Raw genomic sequence first — 13,018 nt, forward strand, 5'->3', positions numbered from 1 at the left:
ATAGGTTAAACTTATTTTAAGCCAAGTAAGGGAGCGACAAAAAATCACTCCCTTACATTGCTAAAATTATATTAGTTAAATGACAGGTTGTTTATACCCAGTCATTTACATGTTCACCATTACCTATGCCTATTGATTTTGCAGAAATAACGAACGACTCATTCATAGGGTTTTGGCCCGTTGAATCAAAGCCTTCTTGATATTTTACCATATATCCTTCAGTAAATTTTAGCTCCTTTGAAGTAGCATCTGTATCTCTTTTTAAGAAAACTATGGAACCATCTCTACGCTCAAAGTTATTGAACATCCAGTCTGAAAGACTCGTGTCTGCCGTAGATTCCACGACTAATTTAATTTTACCACCTCTAGTAATAGAAGAAGGTCTTCCCGTTGCATCAGTTTCTTGATGTAATTCATAATAACAACTCAGTACGTTGTATTCATTTCCGCTTACTTTTAATTTTGCTTTAAAAGACATAATAAAAATTTTTTAGTTAGTAATAAAAAGATATTTAAGTATATATATAAAATATGTATCTTTTAAAAGTATGAAAATGAATTAGTTAGAAAAAAAAATCTATCCATTAATTTAGAAACAATGGATTAAATACATCGTTTTTAAGTTGAAGGGTAAAAAAAGGGAGTTTTGTTCTTGTTTATGTCTAATGTATTTATTTATAGTTGTTTATAGCTTTTAGGACAAGAGTACATTCCTTTGTTAATTTAATTCTAAAATTTGAGTCTATAAATAAGAGAATCTAGATGGTAATTTTTAATTACAGATGTTAAATTGGTTCTATTTCCGAAGAAAAAACAATCAAATTGAAATACTACGGATTCTAAAAGCTATTTTTCCATTTTACCTCGTAGGGCATATTTTCCAGTTCTATAGGTGCGTAGGGACGTAATGCTTTGCCGCTTCCTCTCCAAACGAGTGTGAGTTTATTGTCTTCTGGCTCGATGAGTATAGTATGGAGTACAGGATCTGTAGTATGTAATTTTCCCTCTCTCCCATCAATTTTTATCTGCGGAATATCTTTGGGAATGGTAAAAATAAATTCACTTTTTTTAGGATGGATATTTGTCAATCTGCATTGTTGACCACCTTTTAAATGTTGAGATTGTAATCCTAAAGATGCCCCATTACATGCTCTAAAATCTACCGCTACAATTTTTGGATCAGGGTTGCTTTTTAAAATAGCTTTTGAGGCAAATTTGTATGCAATTTCATAAACCGATTCATCCATAGTAACCGGAATTGTATAGTTGCCAAAGTACGCCACACGAGGAAAATTGCCCGGACTCATCCAATCTGGGCAAAATGGAACAGGCATTTTATACCACTTTAATACGTCTTTACAAATAAAATTTTGTGGGGTTAGTAATTGCTTAGGATTTTCAATGTTGGGTAAAATAAGCGCATCGATATTTTCGTCACTAGTGTTGATTATATAGCCTTTACCCAATGGATTTCGTGGATATCTATAAGGACTTCCTGCAAGAATATCCATAACTTCTTCTGCGTATTTTAAGGAAGGTTGCTCAGCGAGTAGTTCTCTTATTGGTTTTTCAGCGAGCAAATCCTTTCCTCCATAAGCATTTGTATAATTTAATGGAACTTCACGAATCGTTTTCTCACTGCTGAAATGAAACTCACCTTTCCCAGATTTTAGTACATTTCTATCTGCAAATATTGAATAATCCATTCTATTGTTTCCAATTTCAATACAAGCAGAAAATGAATGTACTTTTTTTACATTTCGGGCCACTCCTTTTAAAACGATATCCGTAAATGGTTTGAATGGGTATAGATCAATATCATGTTTAAAAAGGCCTTCTATTTCTTCATCCATGATAAGATTATCAATGAGAGAATCTTGTTTTTCATGAAGTTGGCAGGCACCGTTCTCTAATATTTTATAAGTCCTCTTAGCAATAACACTGAGTATATATTTCCCTCTAGGGTTGCGTCCAGAAATTTGCTGTGAGATTTGAGACATACTTTTGTAAATAATTAGTTTTAAGAATTTCGCATATAATTATAAATCATAAAAATAATACCAACCAGCCCTATACTCGCTAAAGCAAAATACATTTTAAATGGAAGGTATCCATCTAATTGTGCTGCCTTTGGATTTTCCTTTGGATAGAAAATCGTTATCTGTTCACCTATCGCATATTTTTTTTCTTTTGAATCATTTGAAGCTCTCAAAGTAAATGTCTCTCCCTTTTTAGTTGTAAATCTGAATACCGGCGTATAAATCATATCACTTCCTGTAACGCTTTGTGGGTTTTTAACACGTTCAACATACTCTGTGATTGTTGCGAGCGTAGTTTCACCACTTGTCTTTAGTTTGTACAAACTGTAGAGTCGCCACAAGGAAAAAACGAAGAGTCCGGTTACTAAAATCAAAACTAGAATTTTTACTGCCGGTGAAGTATTGTTCAGCATAATATGTTTAATTTAACTGTTCCCCATTACTATAATGATTGTTCATCATATCATCAATCCTTCTATCTGTCCAGTTGCCTGGCATGTTCCCTATGGAGTCTTGGTCTGCCGAAGCTCCCATGGGTGACCCAACGAAAAAACCAAGGGCAGATTCTACGGCTCCGGTAGTTAGTTGTCCAGACTTTGAACTCAGTATTAATGCAGTTGTCAATCCAGTGCTTACTGAAATTCTATTTGCAATACCAGCAACACCATTTAAAGCTCCTTTAAATGCAGCTCCTAAAACACCATTTATGACTGCTGTAATTGCAATATCTGCTGCTACACTTAACATACTAGCTCCAAAATCTGCCATTGTAAAATTGGCAAGATTACAACCTGGAGCAATAACACCGTTTACAGATGCTCCAGGTATAGGATCTGAACAATTTAAATTAATTCCTACATAAACCCCTAATGCTATAGCTGTAGCAGCACCCTCAGATTGAACAGAAAAGGCTCCAAATTCTGAAACCGAACCACTTCCAAATGGCAATAAGATAGCTAAAAAACTGGGAGCCAACGGTATGTGGCCAACACCCATACCAATGTCTGAACCTCGTTTTACAACTAGGAAGCTATGCGAATGTACTTTAGGCGCTAGTTGTGCGGCTGTCATCAATCCACCCAAAACCTGTGCAACAATATGTGGAATAGGAAAGGGTGGTACTGGAGGGCCCGGAGTTCCCATATGCCAGTCAACGCCTAGCATGGGATGTAAATTAGTGTGGATTGAACAATACATATAAAGTTAGTTTTCTAGTATCCTGAGCATTGTTTTTCTTTTTTCTAAGGGAACTACGGTATATTTAAAAGGAAAATTATAAGTTATGAATATTTGTTTTGTGTCTGGAAGTAATCCCACTTGTTCAATATTCATGCTTCTTTTTTTATGGGCTTCTCCTATCTTTATTTCAATTTCTAGTTCTAGTTTTGGAATTTTACAAAAAAAAGGTCCTCTGTCCGTAACATTTGTAACTTTTACTGTATTTCCGGGATTAATTCTATCGACAATCATTTGAGGAAATGACGAATTGAAAAAACTATCTTTTACCTTTTTAATTTTTCTATTATTTTCTTCTAGTTCTAAATGGTGCTTAGCCTTTAATGGTAATATTGGACACGAGCAAAGTCCAGCCGGATCTTTCCAAGATTTCCATTTTGTGATTGGATCATCTATATCTTCAATATTTGGTAACGGGTTTCCCAAAGCGTTTTCTTTTTTAAAATAATATCCTTTTCCATATGGGTTTGCAGGATAGGGTAGTTCTAAACCGTCCCATGTTGTTGTTCCTCCAAAGGCATTTTCAAGCGTTAAAGGAATACTTGTAAAAGGTTCGGCAGCACTTATGGATAACAACCCCAATATGGATTTCCATGTTCTATTTCCGAAGACTTTAACCGCATGAATTTTTTTATCATTTATATAAACAGCTACATCTGTTTGTGTTATGGTTTGACCTTTTGGAGCTCTAGCATGTCCAAAAACGAGTACGTCCACACCACCTCTCACATACACATTATCCTTGTCCATAGGGCCAAACTCACTTTCCCAATAATCTTCCTTGAGTTCCCATTTTTGAAGGTCGCTTATGGTTGCATTTCCATCTGCATCCACATCAAAAAAAACTCTACATTGAACAGACATAGCGATATTTTCTTCGCCCAAGGTTGTTCTATGCGTTAGTGAACTAAAAGGTGTCTCATTGTAGAATTCCATCTTAGTTAAGTTTTACCCGCTCCCCTTTGAGAGTCACGTCGTCATTGGCAACGATATCAACATTGCCAAGTTCTGCCTTGATGGTTTGTATTTTTGCCGTGTCTATTTTTTCACCTTCGGTAAGCGCAATTGTGTCGCCTTTGGTGAAGGTTTTTAAATCTCCTTGACTTACCATTTTTATATCATTGAGACTTTCAATTTCAATATCCTTTGCAGAAAGTTTGATGCTCTTTTCGGCATTAAATGATATATTTTCTGCGGAAATTTTTACTGTTGTTCCATTTTCCGAAAATTTCATAGAAAATAGGGGAGTACCATTTGCATTCAACACCTTAATTTCATCTTCAAGGCTCGTTTCAGAAACCAAAAGTTGGTGTCCTTTTTTTAAATTTTTCTGAAATAGTTTTGTTTCCTCTTTTTTCATATCAATTCATTTTTACGATAGCACCTTTTATTTCAGTCAAACCAGTTCCTGCTACTGATACTTTTGCTCCCTTGATATCTGTTGCTATTACTCCTTCTACAGTAGTTTTATTGCCTTTGGCACTCAATTCAAAATCAGATAATAATTCTAACTTTTGCGAAGCGTGAATATGGATATTTCTCCCATGAATATTTGTCAAATCTGGGGTTTCTCCCTCACTGCCAATATTAATCGTTGGTGAATTGATATTGACTTCACCGTCTAGTGCGAGTATGTTTATATTGGCATTAGCATTGAAAGTAATGTCTCCATTGAGCTCAAGTTTTATCGAACTATTTTTTTTATTTGTAATTTCGATACTGCCGTCTCCTTCATTGATACTAATTAAATTGAGACCTACTTGCCAGATGGTAATGTAGTTATTTGTTTCAGAACTCCCTTGGGGCGGTGGTGCATTTCTTGTGTATAGACTCCCGGAGGTGTATGGAATTTCGGCATTTCCATTTTCAAAATCAACTACTACTTCATCACCTTTGTGCGGTATTCTATACATACCGCCTCCTCTTCCTGCTTGTAGCGCGACTACTCTTATCCAAGGAGTCATTTTATTCTGTTTTTTCTGCCACGGAAATTGAACACGAATACGACCCAATCCTTGTGGATCACTATTTTCTTTCACAATAGCAACTTGACTAGCACTTTTAGGAAAGGCATTAATAGCGGTCAACGGATATCCCTTCGGGTTTTCCGGAACGGCCTCAAATTCATTTTTGTAAAGTTGGTTTCTGTTTGTAGTGTGCTTAATCTTTGTTACACGATATCTGTTTCCTTCAACCTCTACTACATTTCCCAATTTTACTCCAGGGTTTGTGCTTTTCGCATTTAATTTTATTTGGTTTATTTCGTGAGCAGCTTGTTGGGCATCTGCAACAGATTTTAATTGAGAATTTGCCCTTTCGCTGTTATTTTGATTTGCGAAAACTTGTGATACATTAGGAAATAAATTTTGTGAGGTTTCTGAAACGCTAGAACGAAACTGGCTGTTATTAGCGCTTTCCACTCCTTTTGCATCTAGAAGTTCATCATTAATATAGTCGTTTGAGAGATAGGCAAACTGACTGGGTAAAGGATTGAGATCAACTTCAAATTCATTTAAGTCTTGGCCAAATTTTAATAGCACTGGATCAAGTTCTGGTTTTCCAAAAATCACACGCTCTCCATTGTAATAAAACCACTCGCCATATTGTTTTGATAAGCGACTCACATACTCAAAACCACTTTCATTTTGTTGAACACTATATCCTATATTACCGGTATGAAGTGGATTCACATCATTCTTAATATCATAGAAATTAAGTGTATTTTCAACAATGTCTTGGAGCGTCATATCTTCAAAAGAATCAAGATGAGGTCCAGCATCTGCGAATATTGTAGGACTTTTACCAATGACGAAAATTTGGTCCCCAAGACTTCCACTACTACCTTTTTTGATGGTCACTTTTGTGATAACTCCGCTAAATTCTAATTGTTTTGTACCATTCTTATCATTTGACGCAGTAATTTGAACGGCAATTGATTTCCCTAGTAACTCTTTAGATTCATTACCAAATTCTTTTGAATCATCCTTTTCTATGGCATCCATTCTAAAAACTGCTGTCAATGTATGGTGTTTATCTATTTCTTGCTCAAGGTCAATAGTATCATGCACATTAATTTCATGGCCGTCTATCATCAATACTGCGGAGGAAAGTAAAATCATAGTTTAATATTTTTAAGAAATTCTTACCACGGGTTTAGCAGTGAGATTGCACCAACTTCAATTTGTCTTGCAGAAATACTTAACTCTATTTTCATTGGGACTTCATTTTGTGCATTAAAAAATTCTTCGTATTCAACGCAAACTCCGTCTAAAAATGTCACTTTTTTACTTGCTGCCGCAGCATCACGCTTTAAAAACACAATTTCACCAGTTCTAAAATCATTAAAAGATACCATCCATGCAATTATATCATCAATATTCGTAGATTCTATGGTTAATTTGATAAGACCACTTCTAGTGACCTCTATGGGTCTACCTGAATAGTCAATTTTTTGAAAAAATCGATAAGAACATTCTAAGACATTGTATGTGTTATCTTCAAAAGTAAATTTTGCTACGAAAGACATAAGGTAAGATTTGGAAGTTAAACTTTATTCAAGCCAAGCAAGGGAGCGATACAATCACTCCCTTAATTTACAAGAATTACGCTAATAGATGCTAAGTTTTCTATACCCAGTCATTTACATGTTCTCCATTTCCAATTCCAATGGATTTAGCGGAGATAACAAAAGATTCAGACATTGGGTTTTTACCCGTCGAGTCAAAGCCTTCTTGATATTTTACCATATAGCCCTCAGTAAATTTTAATTCTTTCGATGTTGCATCAGTATCTCTCTTCAAGAATACAATGGAGCCATCTCTACGCTCAAAGTTATTGAACATCCAGTCTGAGAGACTAGTGTCTGCAGTAGATTCAACTATTAGTTTAATTTTTCCACCTCTTGTAATGGAAGAGGGTCTTCCAGTTGCATCAGTTTCTTGGTGAAGTTCGTAATAGCAGCTAAGTACATTGTACTCGTTACCGCTTACCTTTAATTTTGCTTTAAATGACATAATAAAGAAGGTTTAATTAATAATAAAAAGATATCTATGTATATATAAAAATATGTATGATTTAAATTTATGAAATTGAATCAAATACGAAAAGGAAATTTATAACTAATTTAATATGAAAGGATTAACTACGTTTTTAGATAGTCAAAATGTTGAAAACGGTGTTTTGTAGAATTGAGGTGTAAGTCTTTATTTACAAGAATTGATTCAATTTTCAATATATGATTGTAGGATAATACTGAAAATTAGATGTAAAAAAGCTAAAAACGTATATCTAATCTTTTTTATCGCTCAAAATCAGTAAGTTGTAAAATTTCTGAAATATAAAAAAGTTGAGATATGTTTGTCTCATTGAACTATAAGGACATTATAAAGAGAGTTTTTAAGTTTTACTTATGAAGTAACACGACGACAAATGATAACATCGTCTTCATTGATGGCACTTGCTGCCACCGTATGATTGAAGTTAATGTGTTTTATACCTTGGTACCATTTTGGCTTCACGTGAAATACCCAACCAGATGGTTGCTGAGTGTTGGTATCTACAATATCGATTTGTCCTTCAGGGTGTCGTTCATTATAATCTATAAGGAAAAAATAAAATAATTTTCCAAACTCCATGGATTGTGGAGCCTTGATTCTGAAGTTAGTTACATCGCTTAAGCTATCTTTCTTTTTAAATTCAAAGCTAATAACTTTAGGGTTTGCTAGCTCATCCTTGGTTGGGTCTTTAATGTCTTTTCCTATGGGGAAATACCAACTATCAAAAACAGGCAATGGTATTTGAGTCGCAAACTCATATAATTTATATACAAGCGTAGGTATTATAAACCAAAGTACCGATCCAATAAAAACGTAACTAAAAGGTGACTTAAATCTATTCACCACGTTTGTAAAAGCAATAAGCCCGAGTGCGCAGTACGCAAATGCGAAGAGAAACTCGGTAAAAAAATCTGACGGGTCATCATTCAACGCAGGAAAATATTTGCGAACAAACCACAGATGTAAAATTCCTAAAAGTAGGAACAATACTTGAAAGCCATAAAAGCTATTGATTGGTGTGTCGTTCAGTATTTTACTAGAACTCAAAAGAGCTGTTGCAGCAAATGTTGCGAGAATAAAAAGTGCATATAAAATTGCTTTCTTTTTATTTTTTGTGAATACTTTTCGCACTTTCGTAACGAGCATCATAATAATAGAACTCAAAATGAGTAAACCGATACTCAATTTAAAAATCTCTCCGTTTGCTATGTTTCCTATGGACGCCATTACATTTTATATTTGTGTAGAAATTCCCATGATAGGAGCATTTTCATTATTCAGTAAAAACCCTTCCTTATTATCAACGGTAAATTTAGTAATAACTTGAATTTCAACGGGTACAAAGTACTCAAAAAATAACATAATAAATTTTTGAACCCCATCTTTTCTCAAAAATTCGTCAATTTCGTACATTGGTATTGGACCAATTGTTACGTGCAATTCTGGATAAAATATCAGATTTTGTTCACAATCAAGAAGTGTATCGACTCCTAAAATTAATTCACTTTTTTGCGTGGCAACTTTTAATATTTCCTGGGAATTTGAATATGTCTCTTTAAATAAAACAGGTATGTTTAAAATTTCTTCTAAACACCTTCTCGTTAATTCAAAATTACCGGCAATTTTATAGTTGTAGGGTAATAATTTAATCAATTTCAGTCTATATTCTGCTGAAATGCTAGTGTCTAAATCCCAAAAGTCAATTAAAAAATCATCATTTAGATTATAAAAATCATTTAATAATTCTCTCTCTTTTTTTTCTATCTTAAATTTCTGATAAAAAAATTCGTTTTCTAAAGGTGCAAAAAATGTTCTGGCTTCCTGTTCTTGTTCCTGAAATTCCTTTCGTTTAGATAAATAATCGTCTGCTCCTTGTTTTGCCTTTGGTTTATGAAAAAAACCTTCGGGCAGGGTATCATAAATGCCATTTCTTGAAAGGTTTAAGGTAATTTTATCGATGTTAATGAGAGAATCAATATTTAAAATGTCTCTACGATACGGTCTGGAAAATGTGCTTTTGTTTTGTATAATAAAATCTGAAGCAACCGCGTCACTGTTTTTTTCCAATTCGCTCACAACAACTTCAGCCTTTATGTTTTCATAAAGGCTGTTGAGTTCTTCTGAGATCTTCTCAAAGGTAGATTTTTCCAAAATCGCTTAGTCGTTTTTAACTGGTCTTCTACCTCCCGCTTGAAAAAGGTTTGTCCAATAGCTTTCGGCCAGATTACTGATTTTTACACCACTTGTTCCAGTTTTTCCTCTTCTTGAAGTTGCATTTACAAACATGTTATTTGCCAAGTAGATTCCAACGTGGGTGATTTCATATTCTGAAGGGCCAAAAAATAACAAGTCCCCTTCTCTAAGGTATTCTTTACCCTTAAATTTGTCTGTGTATTTTGAGTCAAATTGCTTCTGAGCTGTGCGTTCAATGTACATGCCATAAACTGCTGTAAACAGTCGTTGTGCGAACGAGGAGCAGTCAATCCCATCTGTGTTGGCACCTCCCATTTTATAGGGTGTTCCCATCCAGTCATCAATAAAAGTATATAATTCTATGTTTGTTATTTCTTGAGGGGTTTTTCCTATAATTGCTCCATATTTTATTTGGATAGGTAATACTGTTTCAACATCAGATGTCTTTAATGGTTCGTCCGGTTCAACCATGATTTCAGGCTCACTTTCTATAACATTATCGTAGTCAACATCTACATTTTTACCACTTTTTTTAGCTTTCTTAAGTTCTTTAGCTAGGCGTTTTTCCTCTTTTTCTCTATTTTTTTTTACTTCTTTAAGTCTGGCTTCTTCATCTTTAAGTCTTTGTTTTTCTTCTTTCTCTTGAGCTTTACGCAACTTTTTGCGACGTTTCATTTCGTCTTTTGTCATTTCTAACCCCACTTTATTAGCAGATACTATTTTTCCGGGAGTTACGTCTATCAAGAAAAATTTATCTTCATAGCCATCTTTGACAACAATAACTACTTGTTCGCCTCTAGGCAATTCATCATCGATTGAAAATTTTCCATCTAAACCTGTTACTGCAGAAATGGAAGTACCGTCAATTTTTACAAAAGCATTACTAATAGCGGTATTTGATTCTTCGTCGATAATAGTGCCATCGAATGTTTGGGCAAAACCTATTTCAGAAAATAAAAGGAGTCCAAAAAGAAGTAATAATGTTTTCATAAGAGAAAGGGGTTGTTGGTTTGGTAATTCTGTTAATTTAAGATAAATATACTCATTTAGTAAAACAGATAATCTCTTACTCGATGAAATCATCAAATTTTAGGTAAGCGGTAATTTATTATGATTAATGGTTAATATTACTATATTTACGATGTAAAAAAAGCTACTTATCAACCTCAAATATAATTGATTAGTTACTTTTCAGAATTAAAAACAACTACGAATCGATGAAAGATAATAGGTATTATACACTTCCTTTACAAGCGAGCAAAATTTTGTCTGGAAGTTTTCATGATTCATGCTCAATTAATGAATCTATTGCGCATTATATTCATTTAGTGAATACCTCATATTTTGGCGAATGTACTTTTGATGAAGATTTTGGCAGTGCTATTTGGTTAGTGGATTTTGATAATCTTAAAAGTTCAAATAGACTCAAAGCATTTATCGTTGTAAGTCTTGAAGAATCTTTACAGCGCATTGAAAAAAGATTGTCAAATATACGTGTTGAAGTGAAGGTAAAACAAGAGGAATTGTTTGAAATGGCAGAAGCTAACCGCATTAAAAAGAAAATTGATATTCATATTACTGCTCGCATTAAAAAAACGAACGAAGCATTTAATTATGTGGAGTATTTTTTTTTGGGGCCATTATCTTATTAAACTATGGTAGCAGAGACTAAAGAACACATTAAAAATAGGATGATCAAAAAAGCAGCCACCATGTGGGATGTGCCTGCTAACGAGATAGAAATGTCCTTTGATCCGGTGGTTGCACTTTTGATTTCTGCATGTGCTTCTGAGATGGAAAAAATTTCAAACGAAGTACATCAATCACAAACGCGAATTACTGAAAAACTCATCCAATTAATGACTCCCGAATCTGTCACGGGACCAAAACCAGCACATGGGATTTTAAAAATATTTGCCGTAGATGAAACGGTTAAAGTGGAGGAGGAGTTCATGTTTATGTGTCGCAAATCCATATCAAATGACAAAACCTCACGGACGTATAAAGATTTATATTTTTCACCTGCTCAGCGGGCGCACTTAATAGACGCCCACATCACTCACATTGCCAGTGACAATATGGTTTTTGCTTTTGACGAATCAAAACAAAAAGAAGTTATATTTCAACATAAACAAACTGGAAAACTTCCTCCTTCAACACTATATTTTGGTATTTCCAGCGACATTGAAGAGCTGTTTTTACATGATATTTCTTTTTATATAGAATTGCTAGATGTGGAGCATAAAGATTTATTTTATCACCATTTACGCAATGCTAAATGGTCTCAACAAAATGCAAGGTTAAATGTTATTGATGGGTATTATAACAGTGATGATGAAAATACGACAAGCGTTAATAATATTTTTGACACAGTAGCAAACAAAACAACCTTTACGGGGCAGCAAATACTTAATAATTATAGGCGAAATTTTGTCACTGTAAAAGAAGCTAAAAGTCAAAATAAAATAAAGAAGTCCAATTTTGAAGAATTAGATACATTTTTAACCGAAAATAAAATTAAAGTTGATCCAACATTGCGATGGATAAAAATGGAGTTTCCTCGTATTATTCCAAACAGTACGCTTAAAAATTGCTTTGCTACATTGAACGCGGTTCCAGTAATTAATAGGGAACTCAATACACTTAGCTATAAGATAAAAGAGTTTATAAATATACTGCCTATAAAAACTCAAGAGTTGTTTTTTGATATTCAATCCATCACAAATACAAGTGGTGACGTTTACAGAGCTCGCAGTAAAGACAATCAAAATCAAGACAAAGGTACTTTTGTTCTTCGCAACGATAATATAGGTAAGCTAGACCAAAGAAAAGCGAGGGAATATGTGGTGCATTTAATCGAACTTTTAAAAGATGAGAGCGCTTCATTTTCATTTATGAACAATGATTTTCTCAACAAAAATTTAAAGAGTTTAAATCAGCTTTTATCGGTCATTGAAAAAAAAGTATCTCAATCAAAAGAAGATAAAACCGAAACCAATTATGTCTTTTTAACTCCTTACAAACCTAATGAGGATATCATAGTTGAGTATTGGACTACCCACGGAAATATTGCAAACAATATAAAGTTAGGTACTGTTTTAAATAATTCCAAAGGAGTGGGAGTAGCGAGTTCCGGAAATTATATGATAACAACAACTATAGGGGGAAAGGACACGCTAAGTATGCAAGATAGATTAAATGCGTATAGAAGGTCACTACTTTCAAGAGACAGGATTGTCACAAAACAGGATATCATTGCACTCTGTAAAGAAATGTATGGCAATAAATTAAAATCTATTGAGGTAAAAAAAGGTTTTACTACAGGAATAGGCACCAATAAAGGAATCACACAATCCATAGAAATTGAGCTAAAAATAAATAGCCAGATAGAGACTCAAGACGAGGAATGGGAGTCTTTAAATAATAATCTAATGCTGTATCTTAAAAAAAACTCAACAAATGTATTTCCCTATAAAATAAAATTGGTAAATTAAT

General features: G+C 33.9%; 14 protein-coding genes. 2 read left to right on the forward strand and 12 right to left on the reverse strand.

Going from position 1 to position 13,018, the window contains the following annotated elements:
- Nucleotides 1-91: 91 nt before the first annotated feature.
- The 12 genes from tssD (ACSHW7_RS12160) to ACSHW7_RS12215 all read right to left on the reverse strand — a co-directional run bounded on the left by tssD (ACSHW7_RS12160) (nucleotide 92) and on the right by ACSHW7_RS12215 (nucleotide 10,513).
- Nucleotides 92-478, reverse strand: a complete 387-nt coding sequence (tssD, locus tag ACSHW7_RS12160) for a type VI secretion system tube protein TssD (protein ID WP_435679630.1) — start codon at nucleotides 476-478, stop codon at nucleotides 92-94.
- 361 nt (nucleotides 479-839) lie between these two features.
- A complete protein-coding gene (locus ACSHW7_RS12165; protein ID WP_435679631.1) occupies nucleotides 840-2,000 on the reverse strand; it encodes a DUF2169 domain-containing protein in 1,161 nt (386 codons plus the stop codon).
- A 20-nt stretch (nucleotides 2,001-2,020) separates the two neighbouring features.
- Nucleotides 2,021-2,452, reverse strand: coding sequence for a DUF3592 domain-containing protein (locus tag ACSHW7_RS12170; RefSeq protein ID WP_435679632.1), 432 nt, complete (start codon nucleotides 2,450-2,452; stop codon nucleotides 2,021-2,023).
- A 7-nt stretch (nucleotides 2,453-2,459) separates the two neighbouring features.
- A complete protein-coding gene (locus tag ACSHW7_RS12175; RefSeq protein WP_435679633.1) occupies nucleotides 2,460-3,236 on the reverse strand; it encodes a hypothetical protein in 777 nt (258 codons plus the stop codon).
- Between the two features lie 6 nt (nucleotides 3,237-3,242).
- Nucleotides 3,243-4,211, reverse strand: a complete 969-nt coding sequence (locus tag ACSHW7_RS12180; RefSeq protein WP_435679634.1) for a DUF2169 domain-containing protein — start codon at nucleotides 4,209-4,211, stop codon at nucleotides 3,243-3,245.
- Nucleotide 4,212: 1 nt separating this feature from the next.
- Nucleotides 4,213-4,635 (reverse strand): hypothetical protein, encoded by a 423-nt coding sequence (locus ACSHW7_RS12185; RefSeq protein ID WP_435679635.1) that lies wholly within the window; start codon nucleotides 4,633-4,635, stop codon nucleotides 4,213-4,215.
- A gap of 1 nt (nucleotide 4,636) precedes the next feature.
- Nucleotides 4,637-6,394, reverse strand: coding sequence for a phage baseplate assembly protein V (locus tag ACSHW7_RS12190; protein ID WP_435679636.1), 1,758 nt, complete (start codon nucleotides 6,392-6,394; stop codon nucleotides 4,637-4,639).
- Nucleotides 6,395-6,417: 23 nt separating this feature from the next.
- Nucleotides 6,418-6,801: a type VI secretion system tube protein TssD gene (tssD, locus tag ACSHW7_RS12195; protein ID WP_435679637.1), complete on the reverse strand. Its 384-nt coding sequence runs from the start codon at nucleotides 6,799-6,801 to the stop codon at nucleotides 6,418-6,420.
- A 100-nt stretch (nucleotides 6,802-6,901) separates the two neighbouring features.
- A complete protein-coding gene (gene tssD, locus ACSHW7_RS12200) occupies nucleotides 6,902-7,288 on the reverse strand; it encodes a type VI secretion system tube protein TssD (RefSeq protein ID WP_435679638.1) in 387 nt (128 codons plus the stop codon).
- A 393-nt stretch (nucleotides 7,289-7,681) separates the two neighbouring features.
- On the reverse strand, nucleotides 7,682-8,557 hold the full coding sequence (locus ACSHW7_RS12205) for a TssN family type VI secretion system protein (protein WP_435679639.1): 876 nt from the start codon (nucleotides 8,555-8,557) through the stop codon (nucleotides 7,682-7,684).
- 6 nt (nucleotides 8,558-8,563) lie between these two features.
- Nucleotides 8,564-9,481, reverse strand: a complete 918-nt coding sequence (locus tag ACSHW7_RS12210; RefSeq protein WP_435679640.1) for a hypothetical protein — start codon at nucleotides 9,479-9,481, stop codon at nucleotides 8,564-8,566.
- A gap of 6 nt (nucleotides 9,482-9,487) precedes the next feature.
- Nucleotides 9,488-10,513, reverse strand: coding sequence for an NlpC/P60 family protein (locus ACSHW7_RS12215; RefSeq protein WP_435679641.1), 1,026 nt, complete (start codon nucleotides 10,511-10,513; stop codon nucleotides 9,488-9,490).
- Between the two features lie 227 nt (nucleotides 10,514-10,740).
- On the opposite strand from ACSHW7_RS12215, the gene ACSHW7_RS12220 reads away from it, so the two are divergent.
- Nucleotides 10,741-11,175, forward strand: coding sequence for a GPW/gp25 family protein (locus ACSHW7_RS12220; protein WP_435679642.1), 435 nt, complete (start codon nucleotides 10,741-10,743; stop codon nucleotides 11,173-11,175).
- Nucleotides 11,176-11,178: 3 nt separating this feature from the next.
- Nucleotides 11,179-13,017 (forward strand): type VI secretion system baseplate subunit TssF, encoded by a 1,839-nt coding sequence (locus ACSHW7_RS12225; RefSeq protein ID WP_435679643.1) that lies wholly within the window; start codon nucleotides 11,179-11,181, stop codon nucleotides 13,015-13,017.
- The last annotated feature ends 1 nt before the right edge of the window (nucleotide 13,018 follow it).

It is taken from the genome of Patiriisocius sp. (assembly GCF_051252435.1).
GTDB lineage: Bacteria > Bacteroidota > Bacteroidia > Flavobacteriales > Flavobacteriaceae > Patiriisocius.